We start from the raw sequence: 16,175 nt of genomic DNA, 5'->3' as shown, positions 1-16,175 counted from the left end.
TTTAAAACTCCCCAGCTAAGGCAGAAACGCACCTTTCGCACAATAAGGGATGTTCAGCTGATTCTCCCACATGGGTTGAGTAGTTCCAGCAGCGATCGCATTTTTCCCCATCTGCATTTACAACATTAATGGTTGTAAACTTCTCAGTACCTAGCAATTTAGATGCTTCTATCTGTTCTTCTGCCTGTTTAAGAGGAGAATCTGCTAGTTCAACTTGAGATACTAAAAACAGATAACGTAACTCATCTACGCCGTTACCTTGCTCAATTGAGTGAGGGTTAAGCGATTCTAGGTGTTTACGCAGTTCCAAATCAGAGACATATAACAAAACCTTAGCTTCCAGGGAAGAACCGATTAATTTTTCTACCCTCGCTCGCTCCAATTCCTGATTGACGCTAGTACGGATTTGCCGGAGTTGTTGCCAAAACTCTGCTAATTCGGGATTATGCCATTTATCCTCTACCTGTACCCAACCAGATTCAAACACTGATTTGTAGGGTGTTTTATAGGGGAGATATTGCCAGATATCTTCAGCAGTATGGCAGAGAACAGGTGCGATCGCTCGTGCTAAATTTTGTAGCGCGATGTGTATCACTGTCTGACAACTGCGGCGACGGAAAGCATTGGTTGCACTGATATAGAGTCTATCTTTGGCGATATCTAAATAAAAGTTAGATAAATCCACCACGCAGAAATTCTGCACTGTTTGGAAGAAACGGAAGAATTGGAAACTTTCAAACGCTTCCGTAACTTCTTGAAACACCTCACGAATGCGGTGCAGCATATACATATCTAAGTCTGGCAGTTCCTCGAAAGGTACTGCATCTTTGTCGGGGTCGAAATCATGCAAGCTTCCCAGCAAGAACCGCGCTGTATTACGAATCTTACCGCGCACATCGTTCAGTTGCTTGATGATATTTTTACCGATGCGGACATCACCGGAGTAGTCTACCGACGATACCCACAATCTCAGTACATCTGCACCATAAGCTGGGTCTGATTTTTGATTTTTCCCGCCTTCAATGATTGCATTGGGGTCAACTACATTCCCCTCAGACTTGCTCATCTTCCGCCCCTGCTCATCCAAAGCAAAGCCGTGAGTTAACACAGTTTTATAAGGCGCAATGTCATTTACCGCTACACTGGTAAGCAGACTCGACTGGAACCAACCGCGATGTTGATCGGAACCTTCTAAATATATATCGGCGGGGTAGCGTAACTCTGGACGTTGCTTAAGTACAGCCGCCCAAGATGAACCAGAATCAAACCATACGTCCATTGTGTCTGTACCTCTGCGGTAAGACTTGCCATTGTTGCGATAGGACTCTGGTAATAATTCCTCTACCGACAATTCCCACCAAGCATCCGAACCCTTCTCAGCAATGATTCCTTGAACGTGGGCGATAGTTTCCTCATTTAGCAGTGGTTCGCCTGTGGCTTCATCGTAGAACACCGGGATGGGAACACCCCAAGTCCGTTGACGAGAAATACACCAATCAGAACGTTCCGCCACCATTGGCGTGATGCGATTTTCACCTTGGGCTGGAATCCATTTTACCGATGCGATCGCCTTTAATGCTTCATCCCTAAATCCTTGCACCGAAGCAAACCACTGTTCCGTCGCCCGGAAAATCGTTGGTTTCTTCGTCCGCCAGTCGTAAGGATATTTATGTTGGTATGGTTCCTCCTTCAACAGCGAACCCGCCGCCGCCAGCGCATCAATTACCGCCTGATTTCCATCACCCAACACATTCAACCCAGCAAACTGTCCCGCTTCCTCGGTAAAGTTGCCGTTATCATCCACTGGCGCAAGGATGGGCAAACCGTAACGCTGACCCACAATGTAGTCTTCTTGACCATGACCTGGGGCAGTATGTACCAAGCCAGTACCCGACTCAGTAGTGATGTAATCACCACCAATTACAACCGGACTTTCGCGATCATATAAAGGATGACGGTAAGTAGTATGTTCTAACTCCTTACCCTTAAAAGTAGCCTTCACCGTCAACTCAGCAGAAATAGTCGCCGCCAACCGTTCCACCAAATCAGCCGCAACGATGAGATATTTGAAATTACTTTGCGCCTCCGCGTCTTTGCGTGAGACTTCCACAACCGCATAATTCAAATCCCCATTCACCGCCACAGCCAAGTTACCAGGAATTGTCCAAGGCGTAGTAGTCCAGACAGCCACACCCAACTCTGGCAAATACTCACCCAACGCTGATTTTGCGGACTCCGACAACCCAGTCACCGGAAAAGCCGCATAGATACTGCGGGAAGTATGACCTTCTGGATATTCCAACTCCGCCTCAGCTAACGCAGTTTTAGAACTCGGACTCCAATGAACAGGCTTCAACCCGCGATAGATGTATCCTTTTAATACCATCTGCCCGAATACACCAATCTGCGCCGCTTCATATTCCGGTTTCAGCGTTAGATATGGGTTATCCCAGTCACCCCAAACACCGTAGCGTTTGAAACTTTGGCGTTGGTCATCTACTGTTGCTAAAGCGAATTCTTTAGCTTTCTGCCGCAATTGCAAAGGCGTTAAACTTTGTCGTTCTGCTGACTTGAGATTTTGCAAAACTTTCAGTTCAATTGGTAAGCCGTGGCAGTCCCAACCAGGCACATAACGAACCTTACGCCCTTGTAACAACTGGTAGCGATTAATAATATCTTTGAGAATTTTATTTAAGGCATGACCAATATGCAGAGAGCCATTTGCGTAGGGAGGCCCATCATGCAGTATAAATAATTCGCCTGGATTTTCTTGTGATAGGCGTTCAAAAATTTGATTGTCTGCCCAAAACTTTTGAATTTCAGGTTCACGCTTGATGGCGTTAGCCCGCATATCAAAATTAGTTTTAGGTAGATTTACAGTGTCTTTGTAACTTCCAGTTTCCGTCACAGCTTCATGCCTAAGAATATATGTGCAGGTTTTATCAATTATAGAAGATGGTAGGAAGCGAAAAAAATGAACTTGACAACAAGTTCTCGTTTTGAGAACATAATGTGAGTTGTACACAATAACCAAATATTTAGTTTTAATATCAAAAATAAAAAATGCACCTAATCAGCATTCGTAATTTACGTGCTGATGCTGGTAAATATCCAGATGCAGTAGAGTCAGTGAACTCTTGGTATCAAGTAGTGAAATCTGCATCATGGCAAAACTTCAACGAAGTTAGACCATTTTACCCAACAGCAGATGTAGTAGGTAATTTTACAATCTTCAACATCAAAGGTAATACTTATCGCCTAATTGTTAGCATTGATTATGAAATCCAGACTGTTTATTATAAATATTTTTTGACTCACGCTGATTACGATAAAGAAAAATGGAAAAATGACCCTTTCTTTTGATATGTTTTAGATACAATTAATCTTAGGTTGCACTATTTGGTAGTAGCTAAAAGTCATACTTACTTTTGGTGATTGGGGTAAGTTATGAGACGGGTCTTCGCCGTTAACGGAAGTAAAACTTTTATTACAGGCCGCCGCTGATCGGGCGATAAGTTATATGACCACTTCTTTTGATACAACCACTTATAGCCAACTTTTGGTAGAGCTTCAACCTAAAGTTATCACAACAGAAGAAGAATACGATCGCACTCTAGAAACTGTTGAAAAATTAATGGCGTGTAAAAATCGTACACCAGAACAAACCGCCATACTACAGCTTTTAGTTACTCTCATTGAAGAGTTTGAAAACAAAAACTATCCCATTGAACCATCATCATCTCACGCAATCCTCAAGCATTTGATGGAATCACGAGGAATTAAACAATCTGATTTAGTAGGAATTATTGGTTCTAAAGGTGTAGTTTCTGAAGTTGTGAATGGCAATAGAGCAATTAGTAAAGCTCAAGCAAAAGCACTAGGAGAATTTTTTCATGTTTCTCCAGCATTGTTTATTTAGTAGTAAATATAGTACTGCTTTTAGCTAAATTATTATGTTTATAATCTGTGTCTGTTCTCAAAATTTTGGCTGATAAGAAAAATCGTGCCTCTGTGCCATCGTCAGTGGTTTGTGTATGTAAATGCCTGATTCCTACTAAAAACAAGATGGGTAGTTATCATAGGATATAGGCTGGCGATCGCTCCTACAATTTCAAAAACCAGGCAAGATTGGCACGATTTTTTGGTGTGGTCTATGGCTTTGCTTACTGTGGTATGGCATCAGGTTCAGGATCAGCACGGTAAATGCCAGTTGTACCATTTGCCAGCTTGGCATAAAAGACAATTTGATTGTTATTATTCAGGCTCTTACCAGAGACATAAACGTCTGTAACTGTCGAACCAAACAGTGTATCGCCTGTCGCAATCACTTTATCAGTCACAGGGTCTGGGCCAGTGAAGATACCCAAACTACCATTGTCCAAAACACCTTTAAAGGCAACATTACCTACATCGTTGATGGAGGGATTTTCAAAAGAGTAAAAAGGGCCGATGCTATCGGCAATTGTCATTGTATTTTGACCATCAGTAGTATAAACACCCTGGCCTCCTACTTTCAGTAGACCTTTAAATGCCACTGTGCCAAAAATGTTAATAGCTGGATTGTAGAGAAAGCTAAATGGGCTATACGGAGCCTTAGTGTAAATTAATTGATCTGTGACTCCATTAGTATTGACGCAAATAGCATAACCGCCGATTTTCAACTTAGCGACAAAGGCAGTACTGTTTGCATCATTGATTGCATATCCGCTGGGGAAATCGCTGAAGGCTCCCTGGGTGTCTGCAATAGTACTAGTCGTCCCACCAGTAGACATGACAATGGCAGAATTTGAATAATCTCTAAAAACAACAGTGTCATTATTATTGATTTTTGGCTCGTCAAAAGCACCTCTAGCAAGGCTACTTGTGGCGATAGAGTTCTCTGTTCCGTTACTAATACTGAAGATACCACTACCGATGCTATCTAGGTTAGCCTTGAATGCAACAGTTCCTAAGTCGTTGAGTACAGGAAAGTTGCCAAACAAGCTAAAAACATTACTAGTAGAAGCACTAGCTATGGTAGTGGTTTGCCCACCGCTACCAATTAGGATATCAGTTGTTCCTCCATCTGGAGATGGGTTAGCCCCAAACACAACATTCCCTCCATTATTAATAACGGGGTAATGGCTAAAGTCGGTAAAGGTGGAATTACTGTTGTCGGCGATTTTAGTGTAGGTGTAAGCACAAGCTTTACCTGTTGCCAGCCAACTCACGGCTAGGCTAACTGTTGTAGCTACCAAGCAACGTTTCAGTGTATTTACTGTCATTATGCGTTTTGTCCGCGACGTTCTGTTAATAATAATTGGTCAAAATTGATTTATCCACAGTGATATAACTGTGAATTTTCAAATTCATAATCTCGCAATATTGTGCATTTTGAAACATTTAAATCCACAATAAAGGTACAAATATTGTTAAATTTGATAATTTTTTGCTAAAAGCTAGATTTAAGCTGCTTATTAACTGTTTATTCGAGGTGAAGCAGCGAATCATGTCAGGAATTACGCACAAAGATTAATTTTTAAGATGCGGTGTAAGAGCGCACAGCCTACTGTGTACCCCTAGCAAACTATTTGTCAGATAAAACACATATTGATTAGATCTCCTGTAACAGGGAACAGAAAGAACTTGGGGCTACTCCCCGTTCCCCGTTCCCTGTTCTCGACTTCTGCAAGAAGTCTATTGCAGAATCACTTCATAAAATTGTTGACTGCTAACTGTCAACAGTCAACAACTTTTTAGTTTTAGTAAATTCAACTACCTTGATTATTCGGTGGTATTTGTTCTGGTGGTGCTTCTGCGGGGGGAGCTAGTACTGCATCGGGAGCAATTTCTTCTACAGGAATATGGGGTTTGGCTTCAGTTTCTGTTTGTGCTGCTTCTACCAATTCGGGAGACGGAGGTTGTGGCGGAGTTACTTCCGGGACACTCTCAGTTGTAGGTGCGCTGTCTGTAGTAACAGATACTTCTTCAAAAGGTTGTTCTGGTATGGGTGTAGTTTTGTCAATAATCTCAACAGTGGGTTTCTCTACTGGTGCATTTTTACTAGCAGATTGTTGTACCTTGCCTTTTACACCGCCAAAAGTGCTACTCAAACTTTGTTGCAACTTTCCTAAACGTTCTTGAAGCGATAACTTTGTTACTTGTTCTTGAATTGAAGTTTTCACTGCTTCCGAACTAGGTACTGGTGTTTGTTGTACCTGCGGCGTTAGCTGTCGCCGGAGTGATAAAGTTTGCCAACCAAACCACACTAAAAGAGCCACACTAGCCAGATGACCTAGTAATAAACCTCCCCAAATGCGTGGTGCAAATACCCATAATACTAAAGCGTAAAACAGCCCAATGCCACTCCAAATAAAATCATTCTTGCGATGGATTTCGGGAAAAAAGAAAGCTGATATGTAAAGTGCTAAACTACCAAGACCGACCACCAAAGCTAGGACGTATGCCAGCATTTTTGGTTACTCCTTAACTATTTTTCCTTGGGGATTGGGTACTGGATACTGGAAAAATTATCTTAATTTAATCAAAAATTATGCCTAATTTAATCCTTTATCCCTGCGGCCTAATCCCTAAACTAGATATTCCAATTTTGCAAATTTTCCAGCACAATTGTTGACTTAGATACAATTTAAAACTTGTTATATGTGATGTTAGTTCTGAGCTTTTACCAATCAAAGTAACTCTTAATGTCTTCTTTAGGGGATAAGAGAAACTCTCGGATTACCCTAAAAGATGAAAGAATCTGCAAGAGTTAGCCAAACTAGTTATGACACTACAAAGCTTTGGTGTGATTGGATTAGCCGTTATGGGCGAGAACATCGCTCTGAATGTAGAACGCAATGGCTTTCCAATTGCAGTATACAACCGCTCCCGCGAAAAAACCGATGCTTTCATGGCCGAGCGTGCGCCAGGGCGGAACGTTAAAGCAGCCTTTACTTTAGAAGAATTCGTTGCAGCATTAGAACGTCCCCGCAAAATTCTGGTAATGGTACAAGCTGGTAAACCAGTGGATGCGGTGATTCAGCAGCTAAAACCTTTGCTTGATGAAGGCGATATCATTATTGATGGTGGCAACTCTTGGTTTGAAGATACCCAAAGACGTACCGAAGAATTAGAACCCCTGGGTCTGCGGTTTCTCGGTATGGGTGTGAGTGGTGGTGAAGAAGGCGCATTAAACGGCCCTTCTCTCATGCCTGGTGGAACCCAAAGTTCTTATGAGTATCTCTCACCAATTTTCAATAAAATTGCTGCCCAAGTTGATGACGGCCCTTGTGTAACCTACGTTGGCCCTGGTGGTTCCGGTCACTATGTGAAGATGGTACACAACGGCATTGAGTACGGTGACATGCAGCTCATTGCTGAAGCCTACGACTTGTTGAAGAATGCCGGTGGACTTGACCACAATCAGCTTCACGAAGTGTTTGCTGAATGGAACACTACCGACGAACTCAACTCATTTTTGATTGAAATTACAGCTAATATCTTCCCTTACATTGACCCAGACACCAGTCTACCCCTAGTAGATTTGATTGTGGATGCAGCGGGTCAAAAGGGAACTGGTCGTTGGACTGTACAAACTGCTTTGGAATTAGGAGTTTCGATTCCCACAATTACAGCAGCAGTGAATGCTCGGATCATCTCTTCGATTAAAGACGAGCGGATAGCAGCATCTAAGCAACTCACAGGCCCCAGTGGCAAATATGACGGTACTACCAAAGAGTTTATTAACAAAGTCCGGGATGCTTTGTATTGCTCTAAGATTTGTTCTTATGCTCAAGGGATGGCATTGCTATCTACAGCTTCCAAAACATATAACTGGAATTTAGATTTGGGTGAATTAGCCCGGATTTGGAAAGGTGGCTGTATTATTCGTGCTGGCTTCTTGAATAAAATTAAGAAGGCATTTACCGAAAATCCTGCATTGCCTAACTTGCTCTTGGCTCCTGAATTTAAGCAAACAATTCTTGACAGACAAGCAGCTTGGCGGGAAGTCATCATTACTGCTGCAAAATTAGGTATTCCTGTACCAGCATTTAGCGCTTCTCTAGATTATTTTGACAGCTATCGCCGCGATCGCTTGCCCCAAAACCTTACTCAAGCACAACGCGATTACTTCGGCGCACACACTTATCTGCGTCTTGATAAGCCCGGTAGTTTCCACACTGAATGGGTTCCCATCACTGAAGCTAAAAAGTAAACTTTCATGTCTCTAAGTTATGAGCATATTGTGAAAGTTTAAATTGCGATCGGCTGCATATTTGAAAGTGACTCTGAAATTCAGAGTCACTTTCTTTTTACTGTTACACTATTTCACAAAAATCCTGATAGAAATTCATTGGTTGTTTACTCTTTCCCCCTGCGCCCTGCTTCCCTGCGGCCTATTTGTATCAAACTTAAAGTAAAACGGTATTACACCTCAAGCTTGCATATTTAATGGTGATGACCAATAATTCCTAAATGATCCAAGCTCCTAATTTTATCTATGGAGTCAATTCAAAATCACGCCATATTAGAAGCAACAGCAACCGCTACTAATGCATTACTCACCATTGATAACTTTGACGAAGCTGTAAATACCGCCCTGAAACTGATTGGTGAAAGTTTGGATTGCGATCGCGTTACGGTTATCGAGAATTTTTATCACCCATCTGCGCCTTTACACTGCTGGAAAATTTTGTATGAATGGGATTCACCTCACACAGTTTCCCAAATTTCCCATCTTCATGAAGCTCAAGGCATTTATGAAGAAGGAGGAATTGCAGAGTGGTATGAACTTATTAATCAGGGAAACAGCATTAGCTATCTACTAGAGGAAATGCCTGAGCCATTTCGTAGTGGACAAGCCTCACTGGGTGTCAAGGTACTGCACGTTGTCCCGATTTTTGTTGAAGGTCAGTGCTGGGGAGTATTTGGTTTTGATGACTGTCGTGAAGCCAAGCACCGGGGAGTAGCTGAATTGGCTTTGCTCAAAACTGTCGCCGCTTGTATTGGCAGTGCAATTCAGCGTCAACGTACACAACAAGCTGAACAAAGACGCATAGCAGAATTGGCGAAAGTTAATCAAGAGTTGCAACAGCGCGATCGCTTACTTTCTGTAGTTGCCCAAGTTACAAAAAATCTCTTAGACACGGAAGATATTGATGTCGCCATTCCAACAGCTTTACAAGCAGTTGGGGAGGTAGCAAACATGAGTCGCGTTTTGCTTATCCTCGAACGTCAAGACCAATCTACCCAAAAACTACAGCACTGTGTAGCCTATGAGTGGGTTGCATCAGGAATTGTCGATCATCACTCTTTTGATATGTCTGTGATGGACAATGATGATTTTCAAGTTTTAATTCAGCCACTTTATCAAGGACAATCTATCTGGCGAGTCATAGATGAATTGCCCAAGGTTACGCAGCTACGAATAGAAAAGCTGACAATCAAGTCAACAGGCGTTGTTCCCATCTTTATCGAAGGACGTTACATCGGCTGTGTGGCTTTCGATGATTGTATTACCCCGCGTCATTGGAGTCAGCAAGAGATTGATGTCCTCACCACAGCGGCGGAGAGTATTGGAGCCGCACTGCACCGTAAAATGTTAGTTGAGCGCTTGATTGCAGAACGTGCCAAATCTGCGGAAGAAAAAGTTGCAGAATTGTCTAAAGCTAATACAGCACTCAAAAATAGTCTTGATCGCCTTGCTGCTGACTCTGAACTTGATACATTTCTTGGTCATGTCATCTTAGAAATTCAACATCAACTGGGTGCAGAGCGATCGCATCTTTTCCTCTACGATTCTCCCTCCCACACCCTGCGGTTGCATTTAGGTTCTGAAGCAAATCAGGTATTTCCCAAAGACCAATTACAAAACATTGAACCTTTTCTAGAACCAATTCCCGCAGATATGACCAAGGCGTGGGAAATCATGATCCAAACGAAACAGCCATTAGAATTTGCGATTTGGGACAACGCTCATCCAGAACATTGGCCTGTAGCTTTGGCATGGCATCGCAGACGCGGACATCAGACAGCTATGTGCATTCCGCTGATGTTGGGTGACATCGCCTTGGGTTTTTTGGGATTAGCATTCACCCAAAAAGCTACCTTGAACCCGGAAGAATTTGAACTAGCTCAAGCCTTGGCACATCAGGCAACACTAGCAATTCAGCTGACTCAGTTAGCTGAAGCCGCAAAACAAGCCGCTATCCTCAAAGAACAAGAAAAAGCTGCCAAAAAACAAATTGCTGAACTTGTCAGAGCTAATGAATCATTGCGAGGCTGTGTCAATCGATTGGCAGATGAACCAGACTTAGAAACATTTTGGGAACATATTCTGCTAGAAGCCTCTGCTCAAGCTAAATCTTATGCGGCCGCACTGTTTCTCTACAATGAAACTTCCAATACAAAACTCATGAAACGATATGTGCGAGCAGGACGGGTGCTACCTATTAAAACATCTGCTGAACTAGAACAATTTAGAGTACCTGTAACAGGTAAACTTCTTTCTTTTTGGAAAGCAGCACTTTTTAAAGGCGAGGCGATTTTCTTTAATTTGGATGACTGGGATGAACAGGTTGATGCTGCAATTAAGTGGCATCGCAATCAAGGACATCGTTCTATTGTCCGTGTACCGTTGATTCTAGGTTCTCGTCCTTTAGGATTTATTGGTTTGTGCTTCCGCGAACCGAGAACTAGCTTACCGCAAAATATTGAATTGATTATGGCGTTGGCACAACAAGCGACATTAGCAATTCATTTGACTCATTTAGCCGAGCAGAGCCGCCAAGCTGCAATTTTAGAAGAACGTAACCGCATGGCGCGAGAAATCCATGATACCTTGGCTCAAGCTTTTACAGGTGTAATTGTACAGTTAGGGGCTGCCTCTAGAATAGTTCCGGGAGAATTGGCAGATGTGCAAGCACATATTACCCAAGCGCGAGATTTAGCGCGTGAAGGACTGGCTGAAGCACGGCGTTCAGTCAACGCCCTACGTCCCCAAATCTTAGAAACTAGTAATTTGTATGAAGCGTTTCACCGCCTTGCTACCCAAATGTCTGTTTCTAGTGACACGCAGACTAGCTGCACTGTTATCGGCAAGGAATATCCTCTAACAGTAGAGGTAGAAAATAACTTGCTACGTATTGGGCAAGAAGCATTGACAAATTCTATAAAACATGCATTTGCTAATAGAATCAAAATTGAACTGGTGTATGAACCGAGACAATTTCTTTTACGGGTCAAAGACAATGGACTAGGATTTCAAACAGATAGTTTGTCTACTATTCAAGGTTTTGGACTGATGGGTATCAAAGAACGTTGCGATCGCATCGGCGCACACTTAACAATCCAAAGTCTCCCAGGAAAAGGAACGGAAATTACAGTACTGATTAAAAGAAGTAAGTAATAATACAAAAAATACTGATACTGTATATAGTGCGATCGCCTGAGTCCAGAAATGTATCAATGTAATAATGTCGCAAAATTTCTAGTATCTCAAAGATAATCTTGCTGACTAATACTAAATTGGCATAAGTAGTCTTGTTTCAAACTTCTGTAATAGTTGATAAATCAAGGTTTTCAATCCAAAATCCAAAATCTAAAATCCAAAATTGGTATAAGGTATGACTTCGCAAAATCCAATCCGCATCTTGATTGTTGACGATCATCCCGTTGTTCGCCAGGGTTTAGCCGCAATGATTGATCGAGAACCAGACATGGCCGTTGTCGGACAGGTTTGTAACGGGTATGAAGCAGTTATCGCATTTCGTCAATATCAACCTGATGTTACTCTGATGGATTTGCGGATGCCAGCAATGGATGGAGTCGCAGCTATTACCGCCATCTGTAACGAGTTTGAAAACAGCCAAATTATTGTGTTGACTACCTACGACGGTGACGAAGACATCTATCGCGGGCTTAAGGCTGGAGCAAAAGGTTACTTGTTGAAAGATGCTGAACCTGATGAATTACTTGCCGCTATTCGCGTTGTGAATACTGGACAGAAGTACATTCCGCCTTCTGTAGGAGCCAAACTTGCAGAGCGAGTAGGTATTTTGCAACTGAGCGGACGTGAACTAGACGTAATCCGCCTCATGGCTACTGGCAAAACTAATCAGGAAATTGGTGCTGTTTTGCAAATATCAGAAGGGACTGTCAAGTATCATGTCAATAATATTCTCAGCAAGTTGGGAGTTGGCGATCGCATCCAGGCAGTTATTACAGCCTTAAAACGTGGAATTGTTAGTCTTTAAACTAAATGGAGCTAAGCGGATTCGAACCGCTGACCCCCTCAATGCCATTGAGGTGCTCTACCAACTGAGCTATAACCCCGGAAAGCCCATTTTTAATTTTGCCTTAATAATTTCTTACTTGTCAAGTATTTTTTATGGAATGAATTTAAATACCTAATTTATCCCACAAGTCTGTTTATGAAACTTGTAATAGGTAGGTCATACAGTGACCCATGAGAAAGTAGACTACTAACATGGCAGCAGCAGCGAGAGCTACCAATGTACCTGCCAACATCAGAGAAAATTCTTTGTTCTCGTAGGCTTTTTCCATTAGATGCAGTGACCATGCTACTAGTGCTACATCAAATAATAAAATAGGAATCAACATAATTCTTAATATTTATTAATACTTATAAACTAATATTAACATCGTTTTCGAGAACAGTATTCAATTTAGGTATCAGGTATCTAGATTTTAATGATATCTTTGAGCTTATGAGTACAAGCGTACTGGTATAGACCGCTTGCGCAAATAATTCTTAATTTCTGACACGCTTAATTGACCGTAGTGCAGTAATGACGCTAATAATGCGGCTTCTGCTTTACCTTCAGTGACAGCTTGGTAGATATGTTCACAATTGCCTGCACCCCCAGAGGCAATTACGGGAATTTGTACTGATTCGGCGATCGCTTTGGTTAACTCTAAGTCATAGCCTGCTTGAGTACCATCAGCATCCATACTTGTAACTAATAGTTCTCCTGCACCGCGTTGTTCAACTTCAGCCGCCCATTTGAGAGCATCTAAACCTGTGTTTTCCCTCCCTCCACGTACATACACATCCCAACCAGGATTTTCCGGTTCTATTCTGCGTCTGGCATCAATTGCAACAACTATACATTGATTACCAAAGCGATCGCTTGCACGATTAATTAAGTCTGGGTCACGTACTGCCGCAGAGTTAATACTAACCTTGTCGGCTCCGGCTCGTAACAAAGCTTTAACATTTTCTAAGGTTTGAATTCCGCCGCCTACAGTTAGCGGAATAAAGACCTGTTCAGCAGTACGATAAACCACATCAAGAATTGTATCCCGGTCTTCATGAGTCGCCGTAATATCCAGAAACACTAACTCATCTGCCCCAGCGTCGTTGTAAACCTTTGCCAACTCAACGGGATCACCTGCATCTTGGAGATTGACAAAGTTAACTCCTTTTACAACTCGTCCCGCCTTCACATCCAAGCAAGGTAAGATCCTTTTAGATAACATAATAAATTCTCCACTTCTTCTTCATTGCCCGGAATCTAAATTTTAAATTGGTACGTGTCTTTCCAAACCAAAATTTTCGCATCTGAGGATTATTCTCAAGTATTGCGATGTCGATGGCGCTCAACCAGTCCCCAAGTCAAAGTTAATAGCTGAATTATGGCGATAATCTCCTCGAAAAAACAGCCTCCAGAACCAAACAAACAACCCAAAGAGCAGCGGGAATCAGTAAAAGCATCTTCCCAAGAACATATTTTGCAACCTGAAGCCGCCTTTGATGAACAAGGAAAGCAAGAAGAGAGTATCCGACCACAGCGATTTGCCGATTACATTGGGCAGAAAGATTTAAAAGACGTTCTAGAGATTGCCATCAAAGCCGCAAAATCACGGGGTGAAGTGCTAGATCATTTGTTGTTATACGGCCCGCCGGGGTTGGGTAAAACAACAATGGCAATGATTTTAGCATCAGAAATGGGGGTCAACTATAAAATTACGAGTGCGCCAGCCTTAGAACGGCCAAGAGATATTGTCGGGTTATTAGTGAACCTTAAACCCGGAGACATCATATTCATAGACGAAATTCATCGTCTTTCCAGGATGACTGAGGAAATTCTTTATCCAGCTATGGAGGATTATCGCTTAGATATTACCATTGGCAAAGGTACAAGCGCCCGGATTAGAAGTTTACCATTGTCAAAATTTACTTTAGTAGGAGCTACAACCCGCGTTGGGGCTTTGACTTCACCTTTGCGCGATCGCTTTGGCTTAGTGCAGAAGTTACGCTTTTATGAAGTGGATGAACTTAGCCAAATTGTTCTCCGTAGTTCTCAACTATTGCAAACCAATGTTACACCTGATGGTGCGACAGAAATTGCTCGTCGTTCCAGAGGTACACCGCGAATTGCCAATCGATTACTTAAACGAGTACGTGATTATGCGGAAGTCAAACAACAATCAGAAATTACCAAAAGCGTAGCTGCTGAAGCACTCCAACTATTCCAAGTAGACCCATGCGGTTTAGATTGGACAGACCGCAAAATGCTAAGTGTAATTATTGAGCAATTTAATGGTGGCCCTGTAGGTTTAGAAACCATCGCCGCTGCTACAGGTGAAGATACCCAAACAATTGAAGAAGTTTACGAACCTTACCTGATGCAGATTGGCTATTTAAGTCGTACACCACGTGGTCGTATTGCCACTAAAGCTGCATATCAGCACATGGGATTCAATCCACCGAATCAGCAGTTGTCTATTTTGTGAAGGGATAGAGTGCGATCGCAATCACGCTTCGGGGGATGTGGGATGATGCGATCGCAAGCTGAACAAATTAAATAGAATGCTTCATGCGTCGAGATTCGATTTTTTACAAGCTATTTCAACAATCCCCCAATTTATTATTTGAGCTATTGACAAATAGTCCAAAAAATGCGTGTGTCTATAGGTTTGATTCGGTAGCTGTCAAAGAACCCAAATTTGAAATATTAAGTCGAGCCGAGGTAAAGTCGATGTTAGGAATAACACTTCAAGAAACAAGAGTTTACCGTGAAATTAAAGAAGAAGGACGAACGGAAGAAGCTGCTAACTTAATTAGGCGACAATTGACTAAGCGGTTTGGAGAGTTATCAGAGGAAATACGTTCGTCAATTTCTGGTTTACCTTTACCTGTTCTCGAAGATTTGAGCGAAGCACTGTTAGACTTTGGTAGCCTCGCGGATTTGCACGCTTGGTTAGAAGCGATTGGACAATAAATTAGTAGCGCCATCATCTGGTTTGAATTTTAGAGGTTGTGCAGAAAGTTTGGCGGTTCTGGCTTGCTGTATGAGACAGTTTTCGCCATGATAAATTGTGGACTCTCCACCGCAGATAGACACAGGTAAACCCAGATGATTAAGTTAATTAGTGTTGTTCTTTGTCTGTTACTTGTGTTTGGCTGGGGTCAACCAGTCATGGCACAATCCCAACAACCCAACTTCACACAAGAGGAACTGCAACAAGGTGAAGAATGGAAAAATCAAGCATTTGCAGCGACGAATAAGGGTGACTTTGCCACGGCTGAAAAATATTGGACAAAAATTATTGAGAAATTCCCTACCAATGCGGGTGCATGGAGTAATCGCGGAAATTCGCGGGTGAGTCAGAATAAACTGCAAGAAGCATTAGCAGACTACAACAAAGCTGTAGAATTGGCTCCAAAGGTGACAGACCCCTATTTGAATCGGGGTACAGCTTTAGAAGGTTTAGGTAAGTGGGAGGATGCGATCGCAGACTACAACCGCGTCTTAGAATTAGATCCTAAAGATGCAATGGGCTATAACAATCGTGGTAATGCCAAAGCAGGTTTAGGTAAGTGGGAGGATGCGATCGCAGATTATAAAAAATCTACCGAAGTTGCCCCAAATTTCGCCTTTGCCCGTGCTAATTATGCCATTGCTTTATATGAAACTGGTCAAATCGAGCAAGCAATCCGCGAAATGCGAAATATTGCCCGGAAATATCCCAAATTTGCCGATGTACGTGCTGCTTTAACCGCTGCTTATTGGGTAAATGGACAAAAAGGCGAAGCCGAAAGCAATTGGGTAGCCGCCTATGGACTGGATAACCGTTACAAAGATATCAACTGGGTGCAAAATATCCGCCGTTGGCCGCCTAGTCTAGTGGCTGCATTAGATAAGTTTTTGAAACTTCAATAATCAGGG

Annotated in this window: 13 protein-coding genes and 1 tRNA gene; 8 read left to right on the top strand and 6 right to left on the bottom strand. The window is 42.4% G+C overall.

The features are described from left to right. Position 1: 1 nt before the first annotated feature. Entirely contained in the window at positions 2-2,908 is a 2,907-nt protein-coding gene (ileS, locus tag ACMX3D_RS25285) for an isoleucine--tRNA ligase (protein WP_482748541.1), read from the bottom strand. A gap of 155 nt (positions 2,909-3,063) precedes the next feature. Here ileS and ACMX3D_RS25280 point away from each other — a divergent pair, with 155 nt between their 5' ends. Both ACMX3D_RS25280 and ACMX3D_RS25275 read left to right on the top strand, forming a co-directional pair. Then, a complete protein-coding gene (locus ACMX3D_RS25280; RefSeq protein WP_482748540.1) occupies positions 3,064-3,363 on the top strand; it encodes a type II toxin-antitoxin system HigB family toxin in 300 nt (99 codons plus the stop codon). Between the two features lie 157 nt (positions 3,364-3,520). After that, positions 3,521-3,919, top strand: a complete 399-nt coding sequence (locus tag ACMX3D_RS25275; protein WP_482748539.1) for a helix-turn-helix domain-containing protein — start codon at positions 3,521-3,523, stop codon at positions 3,917-3,919. Between the two features lie 244 nt (positions 3,920-4,163). Here the strand turns inward: ACMX3D_RS25275 and ACMX3D_RS25270 are convergent, their stop codons facing one another. Both ACMX3D_RS25270 and ACMX3D_RS25265 read right to left on the bottom strand, forming a co-directional pair. Further along, entirely contained in the window at positions 4,164-5,264 is a 1,101-nt protein-coding gene (locus ACMX3D_RS25270) for a DUF7453 family protein (RefSeq protein ID WP_482748538.1), read from the bottom strand. A 486-nt stretch (positions 5,265-5,750) separates the two neighbouring features. Further along, positions 5,751-6,452, bottom strand: a complete 702-nt coding sequence (locus tag ACMX3D_RS25265) for a Ycf66 family protein (RefSeq protein ID WP_482748537.1) — start codon at positions 6,450-6,452, stop codon at positions 5,751-5,753. A gap of 314 nt (positions 6,453-6,766) precedes the next feature. Here ACMX3D_RS25265 and gndA point away from each other — a divergent pair, with 314 nt between their 5' ends. From gndA to ACMX3D_RS25250, 3 genes are all read left to right on the top strand, one after another. Further along, the gene (gene gndA / locus ACMX3D_RS25260) at positions 6,767-8,197 is read left to right on the top strand and encodes an NADP-dependent phosphogluconate dehydrogenase (RefSeq protein WP_482748536.1); all 1,431 of its coding nucleotides are present in this window, start codon (positions 6,767-6,769) and stop codon (positions 8,195-8,197) included. A gap of 285 nt (positions 8,198-8,482) precedes the next feature. After that, the gene (locus ACMX3D_RS25255) at positions 8,483-11,389 is read left to right on the top strand and encodes a GAF domain-containing sensor histidine kinase (protein WP_482748535.1); all 2,907 of its coding nucleotides are present in this window, start codon (positions 8,483-8,485) and stop codon (positions 11,387-11,389) included. Positions 11,390-11,606: 217 nt separating this feature from the next. Beyond that, a complete protein-coding gene (locus ACMX3D_RS25250; RefSeq protein ID WP_482748534.1) occupies positions 11,607-12,236 on the top strand; it encodes a response regulator in 630 nt (209 codons plus the stop codon). A 6-nt stretch (positions 12,237-12,242) separates the two neighbouring features. Here the strand turns inward: ACMX3D_RS25250 and ACMX3D_RS25245 are convergent. From ACMX3D_RS25245 to hisF, 3 genes are all read right to left on the bottom strand, one after another. Next, a tRNA-Ala gene (locus ACMX3D_RS25245) sits at positions 12,243-12,315 on the bottom strand. A 96-nt stretch (positions 12,316-12,411) separates the two neighbouring features. Next, entirely contained in the window at positions 12,412-12,603 is a 192-nt protein-coding gene (locus ACMX3D_RS25240) for a hypothetical protein (protein ID WP_015113328.1), read from the bottom strand. A gap of 105 nt (positions 12,604-12,708) precedes the next feature. Next, on the bottom strand, positions 12,709-13,482 hold the full coding sequence (gene hisF / locus ACMX3D_RS25235; RefSeq protein ID WP_482748533.1) for an imidazole glycerol phosphate synthase subunit HisF: 774 nt from the start codon (positions 13,480-13,482) through the stop codon (positions 12,709-12,711). Positions 13,483-13,638: 156 nt separating this feature from the next. Here hisF and ruvB point away from each other — a divergent pair, with 156 nt between their 5' ends. The 3 genes from ruvB (at position 13,639) to ACMX3D_RS25220 (ending at position 16,169) form a co-directional block, all read left to right on the top strand. Beyond that, positions 13,639-14,739 carry a Holliday junction branch migration DNA helicase RuvB gene (ruvB, locus tag ACMX3D_RS25230; RefSeq protein ID WP_482748532.1) on the top strand — a complete coding sequence of 367 codons (1,101 nt, stop codon included), beginning with the start codon at positions 13,639-13,641 and terminating at the stop codon, positions 14,737-14,739. Between the two features lie 83 nt (positions 14,740-14,822). Further along, positions 14,823-15,227 (top strand): DUF4351 domain-containing protein, encoded by a 405-nt coding sequence (locus tag ACMX3D_RS25225; RefSeq protein WP_482748531.1) that lies wholly within the window; start codon positions 14,823-14,825, stop codon positions 15,225-15,227. A 135-nt stretch (positions 15,228-15,362) separates the two neighbouring features. Continuing rightward, positions 15,363-16,169: a tetratricopeptide repeat protein gene (locus ACMX3D_RS25220; protein WP_482748530.1), complete on the top strand. Its 807-nt coding sequence runs from the start codon at positions 15,363-15,365 to the stop codon at positions 16,167-16,169. Positions 16,170-16,175: the final 6 nt, after the last annotated feature.

Source organism: Anabaena sp. TISTR 8404 (assembly GCF_056847745.1).
This window is presented reverse-complemented; position numbering and strand designations above follow the sequence as displayed.

Excerpts from the sequence above, each read along its gene's own strand:
- ruvB (WP_482748532.1), top strand. The coding sequence starts at position 13,639 with ATGGCGATAATCTCCTCGAAAAAACAGCCTCCAGAACCAAACAAACAA.
- ACMX3D_RS25275 (WP_482748539.1), top strand. The coding sequence starts at position 3,521 with ATGACCACTTCTTTTGATACAACCACTTATAGCCAACTTTTGGTAGAG.
- ACMX3D_RS25280 (WP_482748540.1), top strand. The coding sequence starts at position 3,064 with ATGCACCTAATCAGCATTCGTAATTTACGTGCTGATGCTGGTAAATAT.
- gndA (WP_482748536.1), top strand. The coding sequence starts at position 6,767 with ATGACACTACAAAGCTTTGGTGTGATTGGATTAGCCGTTATGGGCGAG.
- hisF (WP_482748533.1), bottom strand. The coding sequence starts at position 13,482 with ATGTTATCTAAAAGGATCTTACCTTGCTTGGATGTGAAGGCGGGACGA.
- ACMX3D_RS25270 (WP_482748538.1), bottom strand. The coding sequence starts at position 5,264 with ATGACAGTAAATACACTGAAACGTTGCTTGGTAGCTACAACAGTTAGC.
- ACMX3D_RS25220 (WP_482748530.1), top strand. The coding sequence starts at position 15,363 with ATGATTAAGTTAATTAGTGTTGTTCTTTGTCTGTTACTTGTGTTTGGC.
- ACMX3D_RS25255 (WP_482748535.1), top strand. The coding sequence starts at position 8,483 with ATGGAGTCAATTCAAAATCACGCCATATTAGAAGCAACAGCAACCGCT.
- ACMX3D_RS25250 (WP_482748534.1), top strand. The coding sequence starts at position 11,607 with ATGACTTCGCAAAATCCAATCCGCATCTTGATTGTTGACGATCATCCC.
- ACMX3D_RS25225 (WP_482748531.1), top strand. The coding sequence starts at position 14,823 with ATGCGTCGAGATTCGATTTTTTACAAGCTATTTCAACAATCCCCCAAT.
- ACMX3D_RS25265 (WP_482748537.1), bottom strand. The coding sequence starts at position 6,452 with ATGCTGGCATACGTCCTAGCTTTGGTGGTCGGTCTTGGTAGTTTAGCA.
- ACMX3D_RS25240 (WP_015113328.1), bottom strand. The coding sequence starts at position 12,603 with ATGTTGATTCCTATTTTATTATTTGATGTAGCACTAGTAGCATGGTCA.